Origin of the sequence: Streptomyces roseirectus (genome assembly GCF_014489635.1) — a bacterium.
GTDB classification, from domain to species: domain Bacteria; phylum Actinomycetota; class Actinomycetes; order Streptomycetales; family Streptomycetaceae; genus Streptomyces; species Streptomyces roseirectus.
On sequence record NZ_CP060828.1, the window covers coordinates 6,418,521 to 6,444,203 of the forward strand.

At 71.7% G+C, this 25,683-nt stretch carries 22 protein-coding genes; 17 read left to right on the plus strand and 5 right to left on the minus strand.

The window, feature by feature from the left end; all coding sequences use genetic code 11:
* The first annotated feature begins 28 nt into the window (after positions 1-28).
* Positions 29-1,018: an adenosine deaminase gene (locus IAG44_RS27435; protein ID WP_187749741.1), complete on the plus strand. Its 990-nt coding sequence runs from the start codon at positions 29-31 to the stop codon at positions 1,016-1,018.
* Between the two features lie 37 nt (positions 1,019-1,055).
* Here the strand turns inward: IAG44_RS27435 and IAG44_RS27440 are convergent, their stop codons facing one another.
* Positions 1,056-2,069 carry a heme/hemin ABC transporter substrate-binding protein gene (locus tag IAG44_RS27440; protein WP_187749742.1) on the minus strand — a complete coding sequence of 338 codons (1,014 nt, stop codon included), beginning with the start codon at positions 2,067-2,069 and terminating at the stop codon, positions 1,056-1,058.
* A gap of 86 nt (positions 2,070-2,155) precedes the next feature.
* On the opposite strand from IAG44_RS27440, the gene IAG44_RS27445 reads away from it, so the two are divergent.
* From IAG44_RS27445 to IAG44_RS27515, 15 genes are all read left to right on the plus strand, one after another.
* Positions 2,156-2,923 carry a neocarzinostatin apoprotein domain-containing protein gene (locus IAG44_RS27445; protein ID WP_187749743.1) on the plus strand — a complete coding sequence of 256 codons (768 nt, stop codon included), beginning with the start codon at positions 2,156-2,158 and terminating at the stop codon, positions 2,921-2,923.
* Positions 2,924-2,975: 52 nt separating this feature from the next.
* Positions 2,976-3,875, plus strand: coding sequence for an HtaA domain-containing protein (locus tag IAG44_RS27450; RefSeq protein ID WP_187749744.1), 900 nt, complete (start codon positions 2,976-2,978; stop codon positions 3,873-3,875).
* 80 nt (positions 3,876-3,955) lie between these two features.
* Entirely contained in the window at positions 3,956-4,492 is a 537-nt protein-coding gene (locus IAG44_RS27455) for a hypothetical protein (protein WP_187749745.1), read from the plus strand.
* 194 nt (positions 4,493-4,686) lie between these two features.
* Positions 4,687-7,332: an immunoglobulin domain-containing protein gene (locus tag IAG44_RS27460; RefSeq protein ID WP_187749746.1), complete on the plus strand. Its 2,646-nt coding sequence runs from the start codon at positions 4,687-4,689 to the stop codon at positions 7,330-7,332.
* Positions 7,333-7,406: 74 nt separating this feature from the next.
* Positions 7,407-8,696 carry a glucarate dehydratase family protein gene (locus IAG44_RS27465; protein WP_187749747.1) on the plus strand — a complete coding sequence of 430 codons (1,290 nt, stop codon included), beginning with the start codon at positions 7,407-7,409 and terminating at the stop codon, positions 8,694-8,696.
* 663 nt (positions 8,697-9,359) lie between these two features.
* Positions 9,360-10,502 (plus strand): carbohydrate kinase family protein, encoded by a 1,143-nt coding sequence (locus tag IAG44_RS27470; protein ID WP_425508471.1) that lies wholly within the window; start codon positions 9,360-9,362, stop codon positions 10,500-10,502.
* 937 nt (positions 10,503-11,439) lie between these two features.
* Complete coding sequence (locus tag IAG44_RS27475) at positions 11,440-13,500, plus strand: PhoH family protein (protein ID WP_425508472.1); 2,061 nt, start codon at positions 11,440-11,442, stop codon at positions 13,498-13,500.
* A 13-nt stretch (positions 13,501-13,513) separates the two neighbouring features.
* Positions 13,514-14,011 (plus strand): rRNA maturation RNase YbeY, encoded by a 498-nt coding sequence (ybeY, locus tag IAG44_RS27480; RefSeq protein WP_187749749.1) that lies wholly within the window; start codon positions 13,514-13,516, stop codon positions 14,009-14,011.
* Complete coding sequence (locus IAG44_RS27485; protein WP_187749750.1) at positions 14,008-15,303, plus strand: hemolysin family protein; 1,296 nt, start codon at positions 14,008-14,010, stop codon at positions 15,301-15,303. Before ybeY ends, IAG44_RS27485 begins: the two co-directional genes overlap by 4 nt.
* A complete protein-coding gene (locus tag IAG44_RS27490) occupies positions 15,300-15,659 on the plus strand; it encodes an MmcQ/YjbR family DNA-binding protein (RefSeq protein WP_187749751.1) in 360 nt (119 codons plus the stop codon). Before IAG44_RS27485 ends, IAG44_RS27490 begins: the two co-directional genes overlap by 4 nt.
* 166 nt (positions 15,660-15,825) lie before the next feature.
* Positions 15,826-17,220 (plus strand): SMI1/KNR4 family protein, encoded by a 1,395-nt coding sequence (locus tag IAG44_RS27495; protein WP_187749752.1) that lies wholly within the window; start codon positions 15,826-15,828, stop codon positions 17,218-17,220.
* A gap of 1,433 nt (positions 17,221-18,653) precedes the next feature.
* On the plus strand, positions 18,654-19,007 hold the full coding sequence (locus IAG44_RS27500; protein ID WP_187749753.1) for a cytidine/deoxycytidylate deaminase family protein: 354 nt from the start codon (positions 18,654-18,656) through the stop codon (positions 19,005-19,007).
* 146 nt (positions 19,008-19,153) lie between these two features.
* Complete coding sequence (locus tag IAG44_RS27505; RefSeq protein WP_187749754.1) at positions 19,154-19,627, plus strand: hypothetical protein; 474 nt, start codon at positions 19,154-19,156, stop codon at positions 19,625-19,627.
* A gap of 183 nt (positions 19,628-19,810) precedes the next feature.
* On the plus strand, positions 19,811-21,130 hold the full coding sequence (locus tag IAG44_RS27510; RefSeq protein WP_187749755.1) for a beta-xylosidase: 1,320 nt from the start codon (positions 19,811-19,813) through the stop codon (positions 21,128-21,130).
* 91 nt (positions 21,131-21,221) lie between these two features.
* Complete coding sequence (locus IAG44_RS27515; RefSeq protein ID WP_187749756.1) at positions 21,222-22,226, plus strand: COG1470 family protein; 1,005 nt, start codon at positions 21,222-21,224, stop codon at positions 22,224-22,226.
* Here IAG44_RS27515 and IAG44_RS27520 read toward each other — a convergent pair.
* Positions 22,223-22,561 (minus strand): P-II family nitrogen regulator, encoded by a 339-nt coding sequence (locus IAG44_RS27520; RefSeq protein ID WP_010354845.1) that lies wholly within the window; start codon positions 22,559-22,561, stop codon positions 22,223-22,225. The genes IAG44_RS27515 and IAG44_RS27520 overlap by 4 nt on opposite strands.
* Complete coding sequence (locus IAG44_RS27525; protein WP_187749757.1) at positions 22,558-23,868, minus strand: ammonium transporter; 1,311 nt, start codon at positions 23,866-23,868, stop codon at positions 22,558-22,560. Before IAG44_RS27525 ends, IAG44_RS27520 begins: the two co-directional genes overlap by 4 nt.
* Before the next feature lie 197 nt (positions 23,869-24,065).
* On the opposite strand from IAG44_RS27525, the gene era reads away from it, so the two are divergent.
* Complete coding sequence (gene era / locus IAG44_RS27530) at positions 24,066-25,028, plus strand: GTPase Era (protein ID WP_187749758.1); 963 nt, start codon at positions 24,066-24,068, stop codon at positions 25,026-25,028.
* A gap of 8 nt (positions 25,029-25,036) precedes the next feature.
* Here era and IAG44_RS27535 read toward each other — a convergent pair whose 3' ends face one another.
* Together IAG44_RS27535 and IAG44_RS27540 are read right to left on the minus strand one after the other, a co-directional pair.
* Positions 25,037-25,435: a DNA-binding protein gene (locus IAG44_RS27535; protein WP_187749759.1), complete on the minus strand. Its 399-nt coding sequence runs from the start codon at positions 25,433-25,435 to the stop codon at positions 25,037-25,039.
* Positions 25,432-25,683 carry a type II toxin-antitoxin system CcdA family antitoxin gene (locus tag IAG44_RS27540; protein ID WP_187749760.1) on the minus strand — a complete coding sequence of 84 codons (252 nt, stop codon included), beginning with the start codon at positions 25,681-25,683 and terminating at the stop codon, positions 25,432-25,434. The genes IAG44_RS27535 and IAG44_RS27540 overlap by 4 nt, the downstream gene beginning before the upstream one ends.

Consider the following 25,683-nt stretch of genomic DNA (forward strand, 5'->3'; position numbering starts at 1 on the left):
GGCGCCGAGCCGGGCTTACGATGCTTCGATGCCCCTCCCCAAAGCAGAACTGCACCTGCACATCGAAGGCACACTGGAGCCGGAGCTTGCGTTCGCGTTGGCCGAGCGCAACGGCGTGAACCTGCCGTACGCGGACACCGAGGCCCTGCGCCGGGCGTACGACTTCGCGGACCTCCAGTCGTTCCTGGACCTGTACTACGCGCTGATGGCGGTGCTGCGCACGGAGGAGGACTTCGCGGACCTCGCGGACGCGTACCTCGCACGGGCCGCGGCCCAGGGCGTCCGGCACGCGGAGATCTTCTTCGACCCGCAGGCGCACCTCGCGCGCGGCGTGGAGATGGGCACGGTCGTCGAGGGCCTGTGGCGGGCGCTCGGCGAGAGCGAGGCGAAGCACGGCGTCTCGACCCGCCTGATCATGTGCTTCCTGCGCGACGAGTCCGCCGAGTCCGCGCTGGAGACCCTGGTGGAGGCCAAGCCGTACCTCCACCGTATTACGGGTATCGGTCTCGACTCCGCCGAGGTCGGGCATCCCCCGGTGAAGTTCCGCGAGGTCTACGAGGCCGCTGCCGCGCTGGGACTGCGCCGGGTGGCGCACGCGGGGGAGGAGGGTCCGGCCGCGTACATCACCGAGGCCCTTGACGTCCTCGGCGTCGAGCGGATCGACCACGGCCTGCGCTGCGTGGAGGACCCGGCGCTGGTGGCCCGGCTGGTCCGCGACCGGATCCCGCTGACCCTGTGCCCGCTGTCCAACGTCCGCCTGCGCGCCGTCGACACCCTCGCCGACCACCCGCTGCCCGCGATGCTCGACGCCGGGCTCCTGTGCACGGTCAACTCCGACGACCCCGCGTACTTCGGGGGTTACGCGGGCGACAACTTCGACGCGGTGCACGCACAACTCGGCCTGAAGCAGGAGCAGTTGCGCGAGCTGGCCCGCAACTCCTTCGTCGCGTCGTTCCTGGACGACGACGAGGAGCGGCGGGCGAGGTATCTCGCGGAGGTCGAGGCGTACGTGTTCTGAGGCCGGGTTCTGGGCCCAGGTTTTGAGGTCGGCGGCCTCAGGTCCGGTGGATCCGGTCCACCAGGATGTCGATGACGAGCGGTGTGCGCGGGCCGAAGCTCAGCAGGACGCCGTCCTCCATGTCGACGACCCGCTTGTTCATGCCGGCCGGGGTCTGGGCGATGCCGGGCACCTGGAGGAGGCCGTCCAGACCGCCGACCGAGTCGAGCCCCTTCGTCATCATGAGGATGACGTCGGGGCTCGCCTGGGCCAGCGCCTCGGTGGTGATCGGCGTGAACGGACGCCCGAACCCGGCCGCCACGCCCGCGTCCTGAGCCCCGGCCGCCTCCAGCAGCGAGTCCGCGCCGGACCCCTTGCCGCCGATCAGGTAGACGGCCGCGCTGCCCCGCATGTAGAGGAACGCGACCTTCGGCCTGCTCCCCTCGGGCACCCCGGCCCGCGCCTGCGAAATCTCCTTGGCCATCCGCGAGTTGAGCGCCTTTCCGGCCTCCGGCACACCAAGTGCCGCCGCGATCCGGGTCGTTCGCGTGGTCACGTCGGCCAGCTTCGTCGCCGGATCGAGGACGACGACGGGGACCCCCGCCTCCCGGATCTGGTCGATCGCCTCCTTGGGCCCGGTGTCGGTGTCGGCGAGCACGACCGTCGGCCGCAGCGACAGCACGCTCTCCGCGCTCACGTCGTGCGCCTTGGTGACCTGCGGAAGCTTCTTCGCCTCCGCGAACGTCGCCGTGATGTCCCGCCCGACGACGTTCTTCCCGAGCCCGAGCGTGAACACGATCTCCGCGACGCCGCCGTTGAGCGGCAGGATCCGCGAGGCGTCCGTGACCGTCACCCTCCGGCCGTCGGAGGAGTCGACCGTGACCGGCAACTCCGGTGCGGGGGTGGGCCCTTCGAGCGGTACGACGGTGTTCGCCGCGAGCCGGTCGAGGGCGGCGGCGGCCCGCGCGCTCGCGGACTTCGGCGCCGGATCCGCGCTCGTCCCGCCGCCCGTGCCGCAGGCGGCGGTCAGCAGCGCGAGGCCCGCTCCCAGGGCGGCCAGTCGTCTCCGCATGGTCTTTCCTCTCCGCGATGCTTGGCAGTTCCTTGACAGTTAGTTTAGGTTAGGCTTTCCTTAGTTTCGCCTGGTGGGAGTGTGCCATGACATCGGCAAGTGGCGTGCGCGGCCACGGAGTTGTGTGTTCCCTCGCGGCCGTCGCCCTGCTCGCGACCGCCCCGACCGCCTCCGCCGTGAGCGGCACGGCCTCGGGTCCCGAGGGGCAGAAACTCACCGTGTCCAAGACGTCCGGCCTGGCCGCGGCGGGCGAGACCGTCACCGTCAGCGGCACCGGCTACAACACGGAGAAGGGCGTCTACGTCGCCTTCTGCGTCGACAACGGGCCCGGCAAGACCCCCACGCCCTGCGTCGGCGGCGTCGACATGTCCGGCGAGTCCGGCGCCTCCGTCTGGGTCTCCTCCAACCCGCCGTCCTACGGGCAGGGGCTCGCCAAACCCTATGGCGGCAGCGGGCGTCAGGGCACCTTCAGTGTCCAGCTCAAGGTGCGCGCGAAGGATGCGAACACCGACTGCGCGGCGGCCGGGGTGAGTTGTGCCGTCATCACGCGCAACGACCATACGCGGGGCGGGGATCAGAGTCAGACGGTTCGTGTTCCGGTGACGTTCGGGGGTGCCGACTCCGGTGCCACGGGCGGGAGTTCGAGCGCGCCGAGCGTTGCCCCATCGGCCTCGGTGCCGGGCTCGACCAGCGCGTCCTCCGGGGCCTCCGGTTCTGTGACCTCCGCGTCGTCCGGCTCCATGGCCAGTACCGGCTCCGGGCTCGCGCTGCCCCTGGGGCTCGTCTCCGCCGGGCTGTTGGCGGCCGGGGGTGGGGCGTGGGTCTGGGCGCGGCGCCGTAGGGCCGCCTCCTGACGGTGCGTCATTTCACTGATCCAGAACTCGATATCCCCGAGGGGAACGGAACATGGCGAAGAGAACGGCCGTCGTCTCCCTGGCGACCGGCGCCCTGCTCGTGCTCGGCAGTCCCGGCGCGCTGGCCGGTGAAGTCGTCGAAGGGCGGGCCGGGTGGTCCGTGGGCGGTAGTGAACTCGCCGCTCAGGGCGTCACGTTCGGTGCGGCGAAACCCGCCGTGGGTGCCGGTGAGGTCTCCTTTCCGGCGGTCGGCGGGGACGTCGACGTCGAACGGGCCTCGGGAGAGGTCCAGTTGGGCGGTGCCGTCCGGCTCGGCGGGGTCGAGGGGCAACAGGCCCTGGTTCTGGCCGGGTTGACGCTCAGGCTCGCGGGCGGTGAAGGCGCCCTCCATGTCCGTACGGCGGTGGACGGGCGTGCCCGCGCGGTGACGCTGGCCGGTGTGGCGGCGTCCGGGGGTGGGCCGGTCGTCCGGGGGAGTGCCGTGACGTGGAGCGGGTTGCGGGCCGAACTCTCCGAGGAGGGCGCCGAGTTGCTGTCCTCCTGGAGCGGGCGGGAGTTCGCGGCCGGAGACGGGCTCGGGGTGTTCGACGTGACGGTCGGCGCCGGGGTTGCCGAAGAGCCCGTCGGGGCACCGGCCGCGAGCCCCACGCCGGAGGTGGAGAAGGCGTCCCCTGTGCCGGCCGCCGTTTCCCTCGTCCACCCCACCCTGATTGCGGGTGGTCAACAGCGGCTCACCGGCGAGGGGTTCACGCCCGGTGAGGTTCTGCTCGTCGCGATCGACGGGGATACGCGGTATCAGGCGGTGGCCGACGGGGGCGGACGGTTCGCTCAGGACTTCCCGGTGTATGACACCGCGACGCGGGGCGCGCACATGGTCGAGGTGACGGCGGTGACCGGTGAACGGGCCGTGCTGGGCGCCGAGTTCGAGGTGACTCGCTTTACCTCCCATTGACAAACAACGGAAGATCGTAATTAGGTTAGCCTTACCTAAGTTTGAGTCATTCAGGCTCGGACCGATCAGAAGGGTCTCCCATGAGAGTCGCCTCCGCCCGCACCGTCGCCCGCGCTGGTCTCGCCGTCGCCGCCGCGTCCGCGCTCACCCTGGGCCTGGCCACCTCCGCCTCCGCCGCGACCGCCACCCGCACGGTCACCGACGGCGGTACCACCTACAACCTCTCCCTCACCTCGCCCGGCACCGCGACCGCCGCCGGCCAGGTCGTCACCGTCAGCGGCTCCGGCTACAACACGGGCCAGGGCATCTACGTCGGCCTGTGCGTTGTCGACGGCGCGGCCGGTGCCAACAAGCCGACCCCCTGCCTCGGCGGCCAGGACGAGTCCGGCTCCACCGGCGCCTCCCACTGGGTCAACAACACCTTCGGCGGCCTCTTCGCCAACAGCTCCAAGTTCGGCAGCGGCGGCACCTTCAGCGTCAGCATCTTCGTCAAGGCCACGCTGGACGACGGCAGCGTCTGCGGCCAGGACGTCGAGTGCGCGGTCGTGACCCGCGCCGACCACTTCGACTCGAACGACCGCAACTACGACGTCCATGTGCCGATCAGCTTCCAGTAGTACGGGTCTCCTAGGGGCGCCTGCTGCGGGGTGCCCCTAGGTACTACGGGTACGGCGGGGCGGCGGGGGTTGCGGGTACTACGGGTACTACGGCCCCACCCCGGCCTCCGCCCCGGACCCCGCACGTTCCACGGGCCGGCCGCCCCACCCGGCCGGCCCGTTCCCGCACCTTCATCACCTCATCGAGGGACCTCATGACAGACGACACCCCCGCCCGGCGGCTGAGGCGGCCGGCGGCACTGCTCGGGGCGGCGGCACTCGTGGCCGCGACGGCGACCGCGGTCACGGTGGGCCCCGCCGCACAGGCCGCCGACACACCCCGCACCGCCCTCGGCAAGAGCGGCCAGCGCCTCACCGTCTCCGCCTCCGCGAACCTCGACCCGGCGGGGGAGACCCTGAGCGTCACCGGGTCCGGGTACGACGTCACCAAGGGCGTGTACGTCGCGCTCTGCAAGGACAACGGCGACAACCGCATCCCCACGCCCTGCCTCGGCGGCGCCGACCAGACCGGCGGCAGCGGCGCCTCGAAGTGGATCGTCCCCGCCGACTCGGCCGAGGCCCCGGCCGGCGTCGCCGAGAAGTGGGGCGCGGGCGGCACCTTCGACGTCCGGCTCGACCTCGAGGCCGCGGGCGGCGGCCTCGACTGCGCGCGGGTCGCCTGCTCGGTCGTCACCCGCGTCGACCACAACGCCCCCGGCGACCGCTCCCAGGACGTCCGCATACCCGTAACCTTCAAGGGCCAGAACCCGGGCGGCGGTGACGGCGGCGGAGACGGCGTCGACGTGCCCGCCGGGACCGTCAGCTACGTCCGGGCGGCCGAGTTCACCACGGCGGGTCGTCCTCTGGATGTACTGGTCCACCCCGACTCCGGGAAGCTGTACGTCGGTTCGGACAACATCCCCGACACCTCCGACGTCGCCGAACAGGGCCTCTACGCCCTCGACCCGGCGACCGGCAGGGCCCTCAGTCACATCGCTCAGGCCCCCGGCGCGGGCGGCACGCTCGCCGCGCGCGTGGTCCGGCAGATCATCGCCCCGCTGGCCGGCGACGGCGTCTCCTTCCACTTCCCCCTGCGCGGCCTCGCCACCGCCAAGGACGGCGACGCGCGCGCCCAGGGCAGCTGGCTGAACGGCTCGACCGTCACCGGCACCGGGCCCGCGACCGCCTCGACCGTCCTCGTCGCCCAGGGCGCGACGCTCTCCGAGGTCGAGACCGCGACCGGCACCGTCAGGCGGGCCATCTCCCTTGAGGGCGGCGCCCAGTTGGGCGTCGACACCGCCAACGGCGTCGCCTGGTCGGTGGGTTCGGAGGGCGGCAAGAAGGTGCTGCGGCGCGTCGACACGCGGTCGGCCGAGTTCAAGGTCACCGCGACCGCCGAACTCGGCGCCGGAGCCGTCTACTTCGTCGAGGCCGACCCCGCCACCGGGAACGTCTGGGTCACCAGTGACGACGACGTCGTCGTGTACGACCGGAACGGGGCGCGGCTCAAGACGCTCACCGCGAAGGACCGTCCGCTCGCGATGGCCTTCGACAGGGCCACGGGCCGCGCGTTCGTCCTGCGCGAGGACTACGGCACGGCGGCCGAGGGCGCCGACGGCGCCGGGTCCCTCCAGATCCTCTCCAGCACGACCTTCGAGCCCGCCGCCGCGCCGGTCGCCCTGCCGGGCAGCATCGCCGGCACGGTCCACGCGGGCGTCGCCGTCGCCCCCGGCGCGACCTCCGTCTACCTGACCAAGTACGCGGAGAGCAAGGTCGTCAAGCTGGACCTACGGGTATCCCCTAAGGTCACCCAGACCCCGACCGACCAGACCGTGAACGCCGGGGACACCGTCACCTTCGTCGCCGCCGCCGACGGGGTTCCGGCGCCCGCCCTGAAGTGGGAGGTCAGCCCCGACGGCGGGCAGACCTGGAGCGCGATCGCGGGGGCCACGGCCAACACGTACTCCTTCACCGCCCGCGCCGCGCAGGACGGGTACCGCTACCGGGTCGTCTTCACCAACCCGGCGGGTACGACGCGGAGTTCGGAGTTCACGCTCACGGTCAGGGAAGCCGGGGGCGGCACCGGCGGGGGTAGTACCAGCGGGGGCGGGGAGTCGCCGGGGACGACCGAGCCGTCCGGCACCAGGACCGGCACCGGGGCCGGGGGCCAGAAGCTGACCGTCACGCCGGTCAACGGCCTCGCCGTCGCCAAGCAGACGGTGAAGGTCACCGGCTCCGGGTACGACGAGGCGAAGGGCGTCTACGTCGCCCTCTGCGTCGACAACGGGGCGGGGGAGCTGCCGACGCCGTGCGTCGGGGGCGTCGACATGACCGGCGCGTCGCACTCGTCGGCGTGGATCTCCTCCAACCCGCCCGACTACGGGGAGGAGTTGGCGACTCCGTACGGGGCCGGGGGGACGTTCTCCGTCGAGCTGACCGTCGACGCGAAGGACGCGTACACCGACTGCTTCAAGGTGACGTGCGTGCTGGCGACGCGGGCGGACCACACGCTCTCCGGGGACCGGTCGCAGGACGTGAAGGTGCCGGTGAGCTTCGTGGGGCAGGCGCCGGTGGAGACGGACCCGGCGGGTACTACGGGGGGTACGGGGGGATCGTCGAACGCCGGAGGTACTACGGGTACTACGGGGTCCACCGGGGGCGACTCAGGTACTACGGGTAGTACGGGGTCCACGGGCGGGACGGCGTCGTCCGGGTCCGGGGGGTCCGCCGGAGGTACTACGACCTCCGGGGGGAGCCTCGCCTCCACCGGGGCGACGGTCGGCACGGTCGCCGGGATCGCGGCGCTGCTGACGGGGGCGGGGGTGTACGCGATGCGGCGCGCTCGGGCGGCCACCCGTTGACGGCACCTGTTCAGCTACCTAGCCTCTGTCTTCGTATGTGGATGACGGCTGGCGGCTGACAGGGAGATGACCAGGTGGACCTCACGATCACCGACGTACGCCTCACACCGATCCTGGTCGCCGACCCGCCGCTGCTGAACACGCAGGGCGTGCACCAGCCGTACACACCCCGCCTGATCATCGAGGTCGAGACCGCCGACGGGGTCACCGGGCTTGGGGAGACCTACGGGGACACCAAGTACCTGGAGCTGGCGCGGCCGTTCGCCGGGCGGCTGCTCGGGCGGTCCGTCGCCGACCACAACGGGCTGTTCACGGTGATGAACGGGGTGGACGTCGACCGCGAACGGGTCGTCGACCAGGTCGACGTCGGCGGGCTGCGGGGCGTGCAGACGGCGGACAAGCTGCGGCTGTCCGTCGTCTCCGGCTTCGAGGTCGCCTGCCTCGACGCGCTCGGCAAGGCACTCGGGCTGCCCGTGCACGCGCTCCTCGGCGGGAAGGTGCGCGACGCCGTCGAGTACAGCGCGTACCTGTTCTACAAGTGGGCCGAGCACCCCGCGGGCGTGGCCGCCGAGCGGGACGACTGGGGGGCCGCCCTCGATCCCGCCGGGGTCGTCGAGCAGGCGCGGAAGTTCACCGAGCGGTACGGGTTCACGTCCTTCAAGCTCAAGGGCGGCGTCTTCCCGCCCGAGGAGGAGATCGCCGCCGTCCGCGCGCTCGCCGAGGCGTTCCCCGGACACCCCCTGCGGCTCGACCCCAACGGGGCCTGGTCCGTGGAGACGTCCCTCACCGTCGCCAAGGAACTCGGCGACGTCCTCGAATACCTGGAGGACCCCGCCCTCGGCACCGACGCCATGGCCGAGGTCGCCGCGCGCGCGGGCGTGCCGCTCGCGACGAACATGTGCGTCACGACGTTCGCCGAGATCCCCGACGCGTTCACCCGGGGGGCCGTCCAGGTCGTCCTCTCCGACCACCACTACTGGGGCGGCCTGCGCAACACCCAGCGACTTGCCGCGATCTGCCGGACGTTCGGGGTGGGCGTCTCCATGCACTCCAACACCCACCTCGGCATCTCCCTCGCCGCGATGACCCACGTCGCCGCCACCGTCCCCGGCCTCCACCACGCCTGCGACTCCCACTACCCCTGGCAGTCCGAGGACGTCCTCACCCAGCGCCTCACCTTCGACGCCGGCCGCGTCACGGTCACCGACACCCCGGGCCTCGGCGTCGAACTCGACCACGACCGGCTCGCCTTCCTCCACCGCCGCTGGCTCGACGACGACGGCACCCTGCGCGACCGCGACGACGCCGCCGCGATGCGGGTGGCCGAGCCGGGGTGGGAGACGCCCTCGGTGCCGCGGTGGTGAGGGTGGTGAGTGGGGGTACGCGCGCGTAGGGCGTGAATCGAGCTTCCACGCGTGCGTGGAGGGTGAGTCGGGGTGCACGCGTGCGTGAGGGCGGGGCGGGGAGGGGGTGTGTGCGGGCGTGTGGGTGAAGAGGGCTGTGCGCGTCAGCCGTGGCGGCGGACGTATCCGGCGTTCGCGCGCGGGAGGATCGGGACGGGCGAGAGGGCACCGTGCGCGCACGCGCGTGCGTCAGGGCGGCCTGGCCACGCGCGGGCCGGCTGGCCGGCTGTCCCCGTGCGCGCGCCGCGCGGTTCTGGGCCGCTCAGGAGGCCGTGACGTCTCCCGCTCGTCTTCGTGCGCGCACGCGCGTGAGCTTCGAGGCCGAGCCGCAGGTGTGGGGGCGTCCTGCCTGCCTGCGCGCCCGCTTTCCGCCAGTGCCCCGGCGGCCTGCTCATGCCGGACGGTCTGTCCATGCCGGGTGGAGCGTCCCCCGATGCCCCGGCCTCGCCCCCGGTTCGCTTCCCATGTGGGGGTCCCGTGAGGCTCCGGGCGGTGGCGGGCCTGTTGTGGGGCCCGTTGTCGGTGGGGTGGTGCACACTGGCCGGATCGGCACATCGCGAGGGCGCACCGTCGGTGGGGCGTCGTCGGGGTGGCTGGATCGGCACCACTCGCAGGGAGCGCACCGTGACCCCGTCCGACGCGTCGGCAGGAGAGACCGTATCGAGGAGCAGGATCCGTCCGGACCGGCAGTGTCCGATGGATCCGCTGGCCGCCGTGCGGAGGCCCGACGATCCGGCGTGCGACGTGTACCTGACGGGAACGGTCTTCCTGGACATCATCTTCACCGGCCTCGACTCCGCGCCCGTGCGGGGCACCGAGTCGTGGGCCAGGGGGATGGGATCGAGCCCCGGCGGCGTCGCCAACATGGCGACCGCGCTGGCCCGCCTCAACCTGCGGACGTCCCTCGCGGCGGCCTTCGGCGACGACCACTATGGCGAGTACTGCTGGGACGCGCTGGAACAGGGCGAGGGCATCGACCTGACGCCCTCGCGCACAGTGCCCGGCTGGCACTCCCCGGTGACCGTGTCCATGGCGTACGAGGGCGAACGCACGATGGTCTCCCACGGCCACGAGGCACCCCCCGAGAAGCCCGCCCCCACCTGCCCGCCGCCCGCGCGCGCGGCCGTCGCCTCCCTCACCCCCGGCAGACGCGAACCCTGGATCGCGCAGGCCGCCTCGAAGGGCACCCGCATCTTCGGCGACGTCGGCTGGGACGACACCGGCGCGTGGGACCTCGCCGGGCTCGCCGACCTGGAGCACTGCGAGGCGTTCCTGCCCAACGCGGAGGAGGCGATGCGGTACACGCGCACGGACTGCCCCCGCAAGGCCGCCCACGCCCTCACCGAACACGTGCCGCTCGCGGTCGTCACGCTGGGCGCGCAGGGCGCGTACGCGGTGGACCGGCGCACCGGCGAGACCGCCGAGGTGCCCGCGATCGCCGTCGAGGCGCTGGACCCGACCGGCGCGGGGGACGTCTTCGTCGCCGGTTTCGTCACCGGTACCCTCGCCGGCTGGCCCCTCGCCGACCGCCTCGCCTTCGCGGGCCTCACGGCGGCCCTCTCCGTCCAGGAGTTCGGCGGCTCCCTCTCCGCCCCCGGCTGGTCCGAGATCGCCGCCTGGTGGCGCAAGGTCCGCTCCCTGCCCGACCAGGACCCCGAGGCCCTGCGCCGCTACGCCTTCCTCGGCACCGTCCTGTCAGCCGACGACGCCCGCCCCTGGCCCCTCCGCAGAGCCGTACCGACGATCGGCTTCCGCCGCTCGGCCTGAACCACGCGCCCCCGCGGACGCGCATGGCCGGACGGACGAACAACACCGACCACCGCCGAACCGCCGGCCGGCGTACGGGGGGCCACTCACACGCGGGGCCACACGGCGGACCGCCCCCCCCCGCGCGCGTGGGCGACTCCGCGAGGGTGTCCGCTTCGTGGACGTCGCACGGGGACCGCCCCCGCGCGCGTCGGTGACTCCTGCGGCGCCGCACCGCCGAGTCGCCGACGGCCGGGCCGCACTCCCGCGCGCGGGCGACTCCGTGCCGGGCACGGAGGTATCCGGCGTCGACCTGGCCCACACACGCGTGCGTGGCCGACTCCCCGGGGCACGGGGTCGGCCCGGCGAACCGCACCCTCGTGCGCGGGGGCCCAGAACTATCAGGACCCCGCTGACTACCCGCACGCCCGTGCGCGCGGGGCGACGAGGCGTCCGGGAAACCGGGCGTGCACAGCCCGTCATCCGCCCGCCCGTGCGTGGGGGCGAGGAAGCCGAGCGGCGGTCACGGAGCCCCCACCGGCCCGCCCGCACACGCGGAGGGCGAGGGGCAGCCGTCCGGAGCACGCGCGAGCGACGGCCGTAGCCGGCCGTCGGAGGCCGCCGCGGTCGGATGTCGCCCTCCGCGCGCGTGGCCCCCGGCGCCGCAATGATCCAGCTCGGCGGCAACAGCCGCCCTCCGCGCGCGTATGTCCCCGGCGGCGCCCACCGCACCCCCTTCCGCCTCCCCACCACCCCCGCACTCCCGTGCGAAAAGCCCTTCGGTGTTGTCAGTGACAGGGCGTAGGCTTGAACGTGCCAGGCCGCCCTTGTGGTAGGCGAGACGCGTTCGGGAGGACGTAGAGGCCCAGCGGGCCGGACTATGACTCAGACACCCACAGCCCAGACCCCCGCGCAGGGGAAGGCGAGAGCACAGTTCACTGTCCCCGCCCAGCACCCCATGGTGGCCTTGCTGGGATCCGGCGACGCCCTCCTGCGCGTGATCGAGAAGGCTTTCCCGGCGGCCGACATCCATGTCCGGGGCAACGAGATCAGCGCGGTCGGCGACGCGAGGGAAGTCGCCCTGATCCAGCGCCTGTTCGACGAGATGATGCTGGTGCTCCGCACCGGGCAGCCGATGACGGAGGACGCAGTGGAACGCTCGATCGCCATGCTGCGGGCGAGCGAGAACGGGACGAGCGACGGCCAGGAGACCCCGGCCGAGGTACTCACACAGAACATCCTGTCCTCGCGCGGTCGCACCATCCGCCCCAAGACCCTCAACCAGAAGCGCTACGTCGACGCCATCGACAAGCACACGATCGTCTTCGGCATCGGCCCCGCGGGCACCGGCAAGACCTACCTCGCCATGGCCAAGGCCGTCCAGGCCCTCCAGTCCAAGCAGGTCAACCGCATCATCCTCACCCGCCCCGCGGTCGAGGCGGGCGAACGCCTGGGCTTCCTCCCCGGCACCCTCTACGAAAAGATCGACCCGTACCTGCGCCCCCTCTACGACGCCCTCCACGACATGCTGGACCCCGACTCGATCCCGAGGCTCATGGCGGCCGGGACGATCGAGGTGGCGCCGCTGGCATATATGCGTGGGCGCGCGATGCCGGTCTTCACCAACGTCCTGACACCGGACGGCTGGCGTCCCATCGGCGACCTTGAGGTCGGCGACCTGGTCATCGGTTCCAACGGCGAGCCGACCCCGGTCCTGGGCGTCTACCCGCAGGGCGAGAAGGACGTCTACCGGGTCACCGCCCAGGACGGCTCCTGGACGCTGGCCTGCGGCGAGCACCTGTGGACCGTCCGCACGCGCGACGACAAGCGCCGTGACAAGCCGTGGCGGGTCCTGGAGACCCAGGAGATGATCGGCAACCTGCGGGCGGGGCACTACCGTCGCTACGAACTGCCGATGCTCACGGCCCCGGTGTGCCTCCCGGAGCAGGAGGTCCCCATGGACCCCTACGCGCTGGGACTCCTGCTGGGCGACGGCTGCCTGACCGGCTCCACCACGCCTTCGTTCGCCACGGAGGACCCCGAGCTGGCGGTCGCCCTGGAATCGGCGCTGCCCGGCGTGCGGCTACGGCACAAGGGCGGGCCCGACTACGTCCTCAACCGGATCAAGGCTCCCGGAGACGTCGTCACCCTGGAGAACCCGGTCACCCGTGTCCTGCGCGAACTCGATCTCCTGCGGACTCGCTCGCACACCAAGTTCGTGCCGGACGCCTACCTGCACAACTCCGCCGAGGTACGGCTCGCGGTCCTGCAGGGCCTGCTCGACTCCGACGGCGGCCCGGTCACGCAGAAGGACCGGACCTGCCGTATCCAGTACGCGACGACGTCGATCATGCTCCGCGACGACGTGATCGCCCTCGTGCAGTCGCTCGGTGGGGTGGCCTACACCCGGCGCAGGCCGGCTGAGGGACGGAAGCCGGGCCTCGCGAAGGGGCGGGAAGTCACCTACCGCCACGACGCCCACATCATCGACATCCGTCTCCCCAAGGGCATCGAACCCTTCCGCCTCGCCCGCAAGCGCGACAAGTACCTCGCGGCCGGTGGCGGTGGACGTCCGATGCGGTTCATCGACTCGATCGAGCCGGCGGGCCGGGAGGAGACGGTCTGCATCCAGGTGGCGGCGGAGGACAGCCTCTACGTCACCACGGACTACCTGCTGACGCACAACACCCTGAACGACGCTTTCATCATCCTCGACGAGGCGCAGAACACGTCGCCCGAGCAGATGAAGATGTTTCTGACGCGGCTCGGGTTCGATTCGAAGATCGTGATCACGGGGGACGTGACGCAGGTCGACCTGCCGAGCGGGACCAAGAGTGGGCTGCGGCAGGTGCAGGACATTCTGGAGGGGGTCGACGACGTGCACTTCGCGCGGCTGTCGTCGCAGGATGTCGTCCGGCACAAGCTGGTGGGCCGTATCGTCGACGCGTACGAGAAGTACGACAGCCAGAACGGTACGGAGAACGGCGGCCACAAGGGCGGCCGGACCAAGCGGAAGTAGCGAAACCAGCGCCATGTCGATCGACGTCAACAACGAGTCCGGAACCGAGGTCGACGAGCAGGCGATCCTCGACATCGCCCGCTACGCGCTGGCGCGGATGAGGATCCACCCGCTGTCGGAGCTGTCGGTGATCGTCGTGGACGCCGACGCGATGGAGCAGCTGCACATCCAGTGGATGGACCTGCCCGGACCGACGGACGTGATGTCGTTCCCGATGGACGAGCTGCGCCCGCCGAGCAAGGACGACGAGGAGCCCCCGCAGGGCCTGCTCGGGGACATCGTGCTGTGCCCGGAGGTCGCGAAGAAGCAGGGGGACGAGGCGCCCACGCGGCACTCCATGGACGAGGAGCTTCAGTTGCTCACCGTCCACGGGGTGCTGCACCTGCTCGGGTACGACCACGAGGAGCCCGACGAGAAGGCCGAGATGTTCGGCCTCCAGGCGGCCATCGTGGACGGCTGGCGGGCCGAGAAGGGCCTCACCGGCCCGTCGCCCGCGCCGACCGTGTCATGAGCGTCCAGCTCGTCGCGGGCGCCGTCGCACTGGTCGTCGTCGCCTGGCTCGCCGCCTGCGCGGAGGCGGGCCTCGCGCGCGTGTCCAGTTTCCGCGCCGAGGAGGCCGTCAAGTCGGGGCGGCGCGGCAGCGCGAAGCTCGCGCAGGTCGCGGCCGACCCGACGCGCTATCTGAACGTCGCGCTGCTGGTCCGGGTGGCCTGCGAGATGGCCGCCGCCGCGCTGGTGACGTACGCGTTCCTCCAGGAGACCGGCGAGACGTGGGCGGCGCTGCTGTCCGCGATCGGTGTGATGGTCCTCGTCTCGTACGTCGCCGTCGGCGTCTCGCCGCGCACGATCGGCCGTCAGCATCCGCTGAACACGGCCACGGCCGCCGCGTACGTCCTGCTGCCGCTCGCGCGGATCATGGGCCCGATCCCCTCGCTGCTGATCCTCATCGGCAACGCGCTCACCCCCGGCAAGGGTTTCCGGCGGGGCCCGTTCGCGTCCGAGGCGGAGCTGCGCGCGATGGTCGACCTCGCGGAGCAGGAGTCGCTGATCGAGGACGACGAGCGCCGGATGGTGCACTCGGTGTTCGAGCTGGGCGACACCCTGGTGCGTGAGGTCATGGTCCCCAGGACCGATCTCGTGGTCATCGAGCGGTACAAGACGATCCGTCAGGCGCTGACCCTGGCTCTCAGGTCGGGGTTCTCCCGGATACCGGTCACGGGGGAGAGTGAGGACGACATCGTCGGGATCGTCTATCTCAAGGACCTGGTCCGCAAGACGCACATCAGCCGTGACACCGAGTCCGACCTGGTGTCGACGGCGATGCGGCCCGCCGCGTTCGTCCCGGACACGAAGAACGCCGGTGACCTGCTGCGGGAGATGCAGCAGGAGCGCAACCACGTCGCCGTCGTCATCGACGAGTACGGCGGCACGGCCGGGATCGTCACCATCGAGGACATCCTGGAGGAGATCGTCGGCGAGATCACCGACGAGTACGACAGGGAACTCCCTCCTGTGGAGGACCTGGGTGACGACCGGCACCGGGTCACCGCGCGTCTGGACATCACGGACCTCGGTGAGCTGTACGGACTTGAGGAGTACGACGACGAGGACGTCGAGACGGTCGGCGGGCTCCTCGCGAAGGCGTTGGGGCGGGTGCCCATCGCGGGTGCCTCCGCGGTCGTACGTCTTCCGGACGACCGGACGCTGCGGCTGACCGCGGAGGCGGCGGCCGGGCGGCGGAACAAGATCGTGACGGTGCTGGTGGAGCCCGTAGGGGAAGACCCGGAGAAGGAGTCGGTGTGACCCCGCAGGAGCTGCGTGACCTGTGTCTGTCCTTCAACGCGGCCGTCGAGGACTTCCCGTTCTCGCCGGAGATCTCCGTGTTCAAGGTCCGCGGCAAGATGTTCGCGCTGTCCTGGATCGACGCGGTGCCGCTCAAGGTCAACCTCAAGTGCGACCCCGAGGACGCCGTACGACTTCGGGGGGAGTACCCGGGTCTCGTCACTCCCGGGTATCACATGAACAAGCGGCACTGGAACACGGTCGTGCTGGACGGGGAGCTGCCGGGGCGGCTGGTGCGGGAGCTGGTGGAGGACTCGTACGACCTGGTGGTGGCGGGGTTGCCGAGGGCGGAGCGGTTGCGGCTGGACCGGGCGTAGGGGCGGCGCCGGGGTCGGGGGAGCTCCGGGGTCTGGGGGTGCGGGGAGCCGGGCGTCGGGGGTGTGCGGGGCGGTGTGATAATCGCCCTCGCCCGCTTGTCACCCTCGCGATCACGCCGGATCACCCTCGTGATTCCGCCCTGGTCGCCGGACGTCCGGAGGCCCCATGCCCGCGCTGTACGACTTCGCGACCTGGGCGCCGATGCTCAGGGTGATCCGGGAGAGCAATGCCGCGATCCTCGCGGTGCCCGGTGGGTACGTGCAGGGGAATGTCGGGCAGGGGTCGTGGAGCGTGCCGGTGCGCCGGGTGTCGCCGCCGCCCGGGCAGGCGGCCCAGCTCTCGGACATGCAGGAGGAGTGGGACGCCGTCGAGCTGGTGCGCGGCGCGCTCGTGGAGGCCGGGGTCGAGCGGGTGCCGTTCGTCGTCGAGTGCACGCCTCAAGGGGCCGCCGTCCTAAGGCTGTTCGGGCCGCATCCGCACGTCGAGTCCGGGGCGGACGGGCCGCAGGGCGGCGCGCTGATCCTGGTGGACGACGCCGTTCCCGCGCCCTGGCGCAGGCTGCCCGCGCCGGTGCCGGGCGCGGTGCCGGCGCCGACGGCGGACCCGGGGGAGCTGGGGCGGGTGCTGCGTGAGCGGTTGCCGGACGCGGTCGGGGCGAGCGAGGAGGAGCTGGCGGAGGCGGAGGCGCGGCTGGGTGTAGTACTTCCGGAGGAGTTGAAGGCGCTGTACCGGGTCGTACGGGGGCGGTGGGAGGACTGGGAGGGTGACTTCGACGTCGCCGACCGGGTCGCCGAGACGGTGGGGTGTGAACTCCTGCCGCTGGACCAGGTGTTCGTCGCCGACGTGTCGACCCGGCCGTGTCCCTGGCGGTTCGCGGCGATGGAGGCGGCCGTCACCCGGGCCGACGACGCGGTGCAGGGTGTCGTCGGGTCGCCCGGCTGGATCGTCTTCGGTGACAACGGGGGTGGCGACTCGCTCGTCGTCGATCTGACGCCTGGTCCTCAGGGGTATGTGGGGCAGGTAGTCCTTCTGAGCCACGAGGCGAACATCGGGGGTGAGCTGCTTGCCGACTCCCTCACGGATCTGGTCCTCAGGGGGGAGCGGGAGGACGACGGCCGTTGGCAGCGGGACGAGTTGCCCGAGGTGGCCCGGGTTCATCACCGTGCTCTGCGGAGCGTCGAGGCCGCCGCGCATCCCGCGCTGGAGGTGCTGTCCCTCGGCGTCTGGGACGAGGAGCCGTTCAGCCTCGCTCCCGTCGTCGGCCTCCCTCACCTGCGTACGCTCACCGCCTACCCCGGCACCCTCGCCGACCCCCTCGAAATCGCCTCCCTCCCCGGCCTCGAATACCTCGAACTCCCCCCGGAATACTGGCGCCCCCTCCTCGACGCCGGCGCCGTCCCACCCACCCTCCTCGCCGCCTCCATCGAAACCAACAGCCACTCCGACCACCACCACCCCCTGACCCTGGCCGCCCTCGCGGACGAGATCCTCGCCCAGTTCGGCCGACCGGCGATACCGGTACGGGTGCTGGAGGGGGACTTGGGGCCGGTCGGGGGGTGAACGGGGCTTGAGACGACCGGAGTTGGCGTGGAGGGGGTTGGGCTTAGGCGGGGGTGACCTCGGCTCGGGCCGCCCGGGGCTTGAGGCGGGGGTCTGGGGCTGTCCGGAGATCGTGGCGAGCGTTGGCTTGGGGATGGCGGGAGTCTTCGGGCGGCTGGAGTCGGCGGCGAGCGGGCTGGGCTGAGGCGGGGGTGACCTCGGTCTGGCCGGAGACTGCGGCGGACGATGGCCGCCCGGGGCTTGAGGCGGGGGTCTGGGGCTGTCCGGAGATCGTGGCGAGCGTTGGCTTGGGGATGGCGGGAGTCTTCGGGCGGCTGGAGTCGGCGGCGAGCGGGCTGGGCTGAGGCGGGGGTGACCTCGGTCTGGCCGGAGACTGCGGCGGACGATGGCCGCCCGGGGCTTGAGGCGGGGGTCTGGGGCTGTCCGGAGATCGTGGCGAGCGTTGGCTTGGGGATGGCGGGAGTCTTCGGGCGGCTGGAGTCGGCGGCGAGCGGGCTGGGCTGAGGCGGGGGTGACCTCGGTCTGGCCGGAGACTGCGGCGGACGATGGCCGCCCGGGGCTTGAGGCGGGGGTCTGGGGCTGTCCGGAGATCGTGGCGAGCGTTGGCTTGGGGATGGCGGGAGTCTTCGGGCGGCTGGAGTCGGCGGCGAGCGGGCTGGGCTGAGGCGGGGGTGACCTCGGTCTGGCCGGAGACTGCGGCGGACGATGGCCGCCCGGGGCTTGAGGCGGGGGTCTGGGGCTGTCCGGAGATCGTGGCGAGCGTCGGCTTGGGGACGGCGGGAGTCTTCGAGCGGCCGGAGTCGGCGACGAGGGCCCGCCTCGGGCGGGTTGGGATGGGTGGTGGGGTGCTTCGGGGAGGTGCGGCCCTGCGGCCCTGTCACGGTTACGTCCCGTTGGGTGGTGTAGCGGCGTGGAGCCGGTGACTTCGCGGGGCGGCCTGCCGAGGCGGCGTCGCCGCGGCGCGTCGGGGTGCCGGCGCCGGTGAGCAGCCCACGCCGTGGCCGGGCGAGCGGGACGACGGGCGCCGCTTCGGCTCCGGGAGGGGACGGCGGCCCCGCGTCGCCACATCACCCTGCGGGACGCCATCCCCATCACCCTGGCACCTGAACGACCAGCCCCCGTCACCCGTCACCCGTCATCTGCCACCCTGCCCCGTCACCCGTCACCCGTCACCCGTCATCTGCCACCCTGCCCCGTCGCCCGTCGCCCGTCGCCCGTCGCCCGTCGCCCGTCGCCCGTCGCCCGTCGCCCGTCGCCCGTCGCCCGTCGCCCGTCGCCCGTCGCCCGTCGCCCGTCGCCCGTCGCCCGTCGCCCGGCGCCCGGTACCCTGTCGCCCCACCCCCGTCGCCCCGGCACCCCTCACCCTGTCGCCCCGCCCCCGTCGCCCCGGTACCCGAACAACCCACCCCCACCCCCTTCCGTATGCTCTGGGCATGACCGATGCGAACTCCCTCGCTCCTGAGGACCTGAAGATCGTTACGCTGGCTCGTTCCGCGCGGGCGCGGAATGGTGTTGCGGAGGGGGCGGCGGTGAGGGACGAGACGGGGCGGACGTATGTGGCGGCGACGGTGGAGTTGCCGTCGTTGAGGCTGAGCGCGTTGCGGACGGCGGTGGCGATGGCGGTGGCGTCGGGGGCGGAGTCGTTGGAGGCGGCGGCTGTGGTGACGGCCGGGGGAGAGGTCGCGGCGGAGGACTTGGACGCCGTAAAAGATCTGGGCGGCGTGGGGACGCCGGTGTTGGTGGCGGGCCCCGACGGGACCGTACGCGCCACCGTCGCCGTTGGCTGAAACGGGGCCTTGCCCTCGTCCGGCTCCCACGCATGAATGGAGCCGTTGATCCCGACGGACCGTCAGTTTTCCCCACCGGGGCCGGAGTCCGCACCCTCCCGCCCCGATCGGCCGTCCGTCTCCCCCTGGAAGGAGCCGGAAACTCCATGAGAGGCAAGCGAATCGGATCAGGTGCGGCACTGCTGGCCGGGGCCCTCGCGGTCACGGGTCTGGCACTCGCTCCCGCGGCAGCCGCCGTCACCCCCACCACGGCGACGTTCACCGCCAGTTGCGGCATCTTCGGCGGTGGCTCGGCCACCCTCACGGCGACCCAGTCCGGGACCGCCGCCACCCTCACCCTGTCCACGACGGCGATCAAGGCTCCGCTCAAGATCACCGCCAACAGCATCAACTCGACGCTCACGATGGCGAATTCGACGGGTTCGAACCGGGTCTTCACCGGCAACGCGAACCCGGAGATGAACATCAACGACCCGATCACGGTCGGCCCGCTGAACGGCACCGTCGCCTCGGGCGACAGGCTGGACATCTTCGGCGGCGGCCTGACGATGGTCGTCTTCGGTATCACCGTCACCTGTACGGCGACCGCCGCGCAGGCCCCGGGGTCGTTCGTCTACTGAACCCCCGCACCGCTGAACCCCCGCACCTGCGAATCGAGTTGACGGTCTGTCAGATCCGGAGCTGACCGACCGTCAGCTTTGTCCGCCGTGTCCATTGACTTCTTCGGCCGCCTCCACGTCAATGCCCCCTGTCGGCGCAGAAGAGCCGCTGCGCCCTCACCCCAACAGAAGGAGGGGGCACCCATGGGTTCCACACCCACCCGAAGACGGCGCTGGACCGCACTGCTCGGGACGGCCGTGCTCACGGCCGGCGTCGGCGGCGCGCTCACCGGCCCCGCGTCGGCCGTGACGAACGTCGACTTCGCCACCCACTGCATCCCCCCGGCGATCTCCGGGCTTCCGCCCATCGACGGCACCACCACCGCGAAGATCACCGCCGACAACACCGCGCCCAAGGTCGGCGACACCGTGAACATCACGTACACGGTCGTCACCCCGGCCGCCGGCAACCCCACCGACCTCGCCCTGCCGGCCGACATCATGACCCCGACCGGGAAGGTCACCCTCGGCGGTGCCCAGACCGGCAGCGTCACGGTCGCCGGGCCCAAGAAGAACGACCCGGTGCCCGGCCGGGCACCCTTCCCGTCGTTCTCCATGACCGGATCGTTCACCGTCACCGAGCCCGGCGCGATCACCCTCTCGCCCGGCGACTACAACATCCACACCAGCTACATCCTGGAGCTGGACACCCCCTGCACGGTCACCAACCCGCCCGCGGGAGTCTCGGAGACGGTCACCGCCACCGCCAATCCGCCCGCCAACACCCGCACGATCAGCCTGGGTTCGGCATCGGGCGCGCCGGGGGCGGCAGTTGCCGTCAGCGGCAGCAACTTCACCGCGGGCGCGACCGTCACCCTGGCCGGGCGCGCGGGCGCGAACCAGACCCAGGACACGGCCACCGTGACGGCCAACTCCAGTGGGGCGATCAGTGGTTCGCTCACCGTCAACGACCTCGCCACCACCGGGATCGTCGCCTACGAAGGCAGTGCCTGGAGCGACACGAAGGGGGCCGGACCGGCCGCCTACGCCGTCGTCGACGACCCGCCCGTACCGCCGGGCAGCCAGAAGGTGACGGCCACGGTCAAGGCCGGGACGCTCTCCATGGCCCAGGCCGGCGACTCGGTCGCGCTGTCCGCCGTCGACTTCGGCAGCGGCACCGCGTCCACGGGCGCGCTCCAGGCCGTCACCGTCAAGGACTTCCGCGGCGGGCCCGCGGGCTGGTCGCTGACGGGGAAGGTCACCGACTTCACCGGGCCCGGCGCCAAGATCGCGGCGGGCAAGCTGAGTTGGACGCCGGCCTGCGCGACGAAACCGGGCTCGCCGAGCACCTGCCAGGCGGGCAGCGCCGGTGTCGTCGGCAGCGCGGGCGCGACCCTCGCGTCCACGCCCGACGGGACGGCGACCGGCGGCGAGTTCACGGCCAACGCGCAACTCTCCCTCGACGTACCGGCGTTCACGCCTCCGGGCAGCTATGCCGGCGTCCTCACCCTGACGCTCACCTGAGCGCCGGGGCCTGGACGGTTGGGCGTCCACCCCACGGGTCCGCATCCGCCCAGCCGTCCGACAGCCCTTCGTTCCAGGGGAGTTCGTCACCATGCGGAAACTGTTCGGCCTGGTCCCGCTGTTCGTCCTCCTGTTGTGCGCGCCGGCCCCGGCTCAGGCCGCCGACAACGGGAATTGGTCCGTCTACCCCGCCGCCACGACCGCCGCCGCGCGGCCCTACTTCCACGTCTCCGCCGATCCCGGCAACGCCGTCCGGGACAAGGTCGTCGTCGCGAACAGGACCGGCCGGCCGATGACGTTCCGGCTCTACGCGGCGGACGCGTACAACACCGCCCGCGACGGGGGCTTCGCCGTCAAGTCGGCGGACGAGAAGATGACCGGCGTGGGGGCCTGGGCCGAACTGCCCGAGAACGAACTCACCGTGCCGGCCCGGGGGACCGTCACCGTGCCGTTCACCATCCGCGTGCCCGAGGGCGCCGAGCCCGGCGACCATCCCGGCGCGATCGTCGCCCTCGACGAGCGGGTCGACAAGGCCGGCTCCGGGGTCGCCCTGGGGGTTCAGCGGGCCGTCGGCGCGAGGGTGTACTTGCAGGTCACGGGCCCCTCCCTGCCCGCCCTGGCAGTCGAGGACGTCCGCATCGCCCAGGACCGTCCCCTGGTACCGGGGTTCGGGGACAGCACGGCGACGGTCTCGTACACATTGCACAACACGGGCAACGTCACCCTGGACCCGCGCGTACGCCTGAAGGCGACGGGCTTGTTCGGCCGCACCCTCCTGAACCGCGAACTCACCAAGGTGCCGGGCCAGTTGCTGCCGGGCCAGAGCGTGAGACTGACCGAACGCTGGAGTGACGCGCCTCAGTTGGACCGGGGGCACGTCACGCTGACCGCGCGGGCGACGGGCACGGAGGAGAAGGCGGGCACGTCGTTCCTGGCGGTGCCGTGGCTGCCGGTGGGGGTAGGGGTAGTAGGGGTGAGTGTGGGTGCGTGGCTGCTCCTGAGATGGCGGCGAAGCCGCCTTTCAGGGGCGCGGGGAACTGCGCGACCAGCCACAACGAACCCGCAGACGAAAATCGGCATCCCCGGCGGAGCCTAAAGCGCGTCGGGGCCCCGCTCCCCCGTCCGTACCCGCACCACCGTCTCCACCGGCACCGCCCACACCTTCCCGTCCCCGATCTTCCCCGTCTGCGCGGCCTTCACGATCGCCTCGATCGCGGGCTCGACGTCCGCGTCCTCGACGACGAGTTCGATGCGGACCTTGGGGACGAGGTCGATCTGGTACTCGGCGCCCCGGTACACCTCGGTGTGGCCGCGCTGGCGGCCGTACCCGCTGGCCTCGGTGACGGTCAGACCGTGGATGCCGAGTTCCTGGAGGGCCGTCTTGACCGCGTCGAGGCGGTACGGCTTGACGATCGCGGTGATGAGCTTCATGCGGACGGCGTCACCTTCTGGGCGGAGGGGAGGGTGGAGTGGCTGACCGGGGCGCCGTGCCCCAGGACGCCGTGATCGTATGCGGTCTCGGCGTGCACCGTAAGGTCCAGGCCGGTGTGCTCGTGCTCCTCGTCGGCCCGGAACCCCATGGTCTTGTCGATCAGCTTGCCGATCCCGTACGTCACTCCGAAGGCGTAGCCGGCTACGACCAGCACCGCGAGCGCCTGCTTGCCGAGCTGGCCCACCCCGCCCCCGTAGACCAGTCCCTCCGTGGAGCCGGTCATGCTCTCGACGGCGAAGACGCCGATCAGCAGCGTGCCGATGACCCCGCCGACGAGGTGCACGCCGACGACGTCCAGGGAGTCGTCGTAGTTCAGCTTGAACTTCCAGCTCACGGCGTACGAGCAGACGACACCGGCGGCGAGCCCCACGACCAGCGCGCCGAGCAGCGAGACGGACCCGCAGGACGGCGTGATCGCGACGAGCCCCGCGACCGCGCCGGACGCGGCGCCCAGCGTCGTCGGGTGGCCGTCGCGCTTCTGCTCGACGAAGAGCCAGCCCAGCAGGCCGGTGCAGCCGGCGGCGAGGGTGTTGAGGAACGCGGCGGCGGCGAGGCCGTTCGCGCCGAGCGCGGAGCCGGCGTTGAAGCCGAACCAGCCGAACCAGAGGAGACCGGCGCCGAGCATGACCATGGGGAGGTTGTGCGGGCGCATGGCGTCACGCTTGAACCCCAGACGCGGGCCGACGACGAGCGCGAGGGCCAGTCCGGAGGCGCCCGAGGTGATTTCCACGGGCAGTCCGCCCGCGAAGTCCAACGCCCCCAGCTTCTCCAGGATCCAGCCGCCGGGGCCCCAGACCCAGTGCGCGACGGGAACGTATACGAGGAGCGTCCACAGGGGGACGAAAACCAGCCACGCGCCGAACTTCGCGCGGTCCGCGATCGCGCCGCTGACCAGGGCGGCCGTGATGATCGCGAAGGTCAGCTGGAAGGTGGCGAACAGGAGGGTCGGGACGGTGCCCTGGACGCTGTCCGGGGTGATTCCGGCCATGCCCGCGTGCGCGAGGCCGCCGATCAGGCCGGCGCCGGCGTCGTCCCCGAAGACCAGGGAGTATCCGGCGAGCAGCCAGACGACCGTCACGAGGGCGATCGACACGAAGCTCATCATCAGCATGTTGAGGACGCTCTTCGTGCGGACCATGCCGCCGTAGAAGAGGGCCAGGCCCGGGGTCATCAGCAGGACGAGGGCGGTCGCGGCGAGCAGCCAGGCGGTGTCGCCGGTGTTCACCTGTGCGGCGGCGAGGGGCACGGGGGTCTCCAACGGGGTCGGGGCTCGTCAGAGGGTCACCGGCTCCGGTTTCCGGCCGCGTACGGATGTGTTTCGGTGGCGTTTCGTTGCGTACGGGTTTCCAGAAACTCACCGCGAGGTGACTGCCGGGGCCACCGCCGGGGCGGGCGGCCGTTCGTGTGTGCGGCGAGGCTCCGTGGATCAGGGAGAATGGGGGTATGAGCGTTCGTTCCCAGTCATCCTCGCCGTCCGAGAAGTCGGGCGGCGCCGCCCACCGCGCGGGCTTCGCGTGCTTCGTGGGGCGTCCCAACGCGGGCAAGTCCACCCTCACGAACGCTCTCGTCGGGAAGAAGGTGGCGATCACCTCGAACCGGCCGCAGACGACGCGGCACACGGTCCGGGGCATCGTCCACCGCGACGACGCGCAGCTGATCCTCGTCGACACGCCTGGCCTGCACAAACCGCGCACGCTGCTCGGTGAGCGGCTGAACGACGTGGTGCGCGCGACGTGGGCCGAGGTCGACGTCATCGGGTTCTGCCTGCCGGCGAACGAGAAGCTGGGGCCCGGGGACCGGTTCATCGCCAAGGAGCTCGCCGGGATCAAGCGGACGCCCAAGGTCGCCGTCGTCACCAAGACCGACCTCGTCGACTCCAAGACGCTCGCCGCGCAGCTCATCGCCATCGACCAGCTCGGCAAGGAGCTGGGGATCGAGTGGGCGCAGATCGTGCCGGTGTCGGCGGTCGGGGGCAAGCAGGTCGATCTCCTCGCCGATCTCCTCGCGCCGATGCTGCCCGAGAGCCCGCCGCTCTACCCCGAGGGTGACCTCACGGACGAGCCCGAGCAGGTCATGGTCGCCGAGCTGATCCGCGAGGCCGCGCTGGAAGGCGTCCGCGACGAGCTGCCCCACTCCATCGCCGTCGTCGTCGAGGAAATGCTCCCCCGCGAGGACCGCCCCGCCGACCGGCCCCTCCTCGACATCCACGCGAACATCTACATCGAACGCTCCAGCCAGAAGGGCATCATCATCGGCCCCCAGGGCCGCCGCCTCAAGGACGTCGGCATCAAGTCCCGCAAACAGATCGAAGCCCTCCTCGGCACCCCCGTCTTCCTCGACCTCCACGTCAAGGTCGCCAAGGACTGGCAACGCGACCCGAAGCAACTCCGGCGACTGGGGTTCTGAGCGGGGGCTCAGAGCTGGACGACGCGGGCCTTCGTGCCGCAGAGCTTCTTCATGTCGTCCACGTCCGAGGTGAGGATCGCCACGGGGGCGGGCTGTCGGAGCGCGGCTTCGGCGACCGTCGCGTCGATGGCGTACTTGTGACCATGGAGCCCGGCGTCCTTGAGGAGCCTCGCGGCGTCCTTGGCGGACTGTTCGGTGACGGGTTCGACCTTGACGCGGGAGAGCATCCAGTTCAGCCGGGACATGTTCGTCCCGGCGTGGGCCGCCTCGATGATGGTGTTCGCGCTGATGACGATCTGACTGTCGTGGCGCCAGGCGGAGTCGACCGCGCCCAGGACCTTGCGGTCCTGGGCGAGCCAGCCGCTGAGTCCTTCGCTGTCGAGGACCAGCGTGCGGGGAGGGGTCACGCGGCCTCCGCCCGGGGCAGCTCGCCGGATTCGGACGTGCCGCACAGCAGGGCGTCCGCCGCCGCCCTCTCCTCATCGGTGAAGGCGCCGTACTCCTCCTGGTACTGCTGGAGGTCCCTACCGAGCAGTTCGTGACGGACCCTGGCGGCCAGCGCTTCCGCCGCGAACCCGGACACGTTGTCGGTCAGCCCCCGTGCTGCTTCGACAATCTCTTCCGGCACCGTGATGGTGATCTTTTTCGTAGCCAT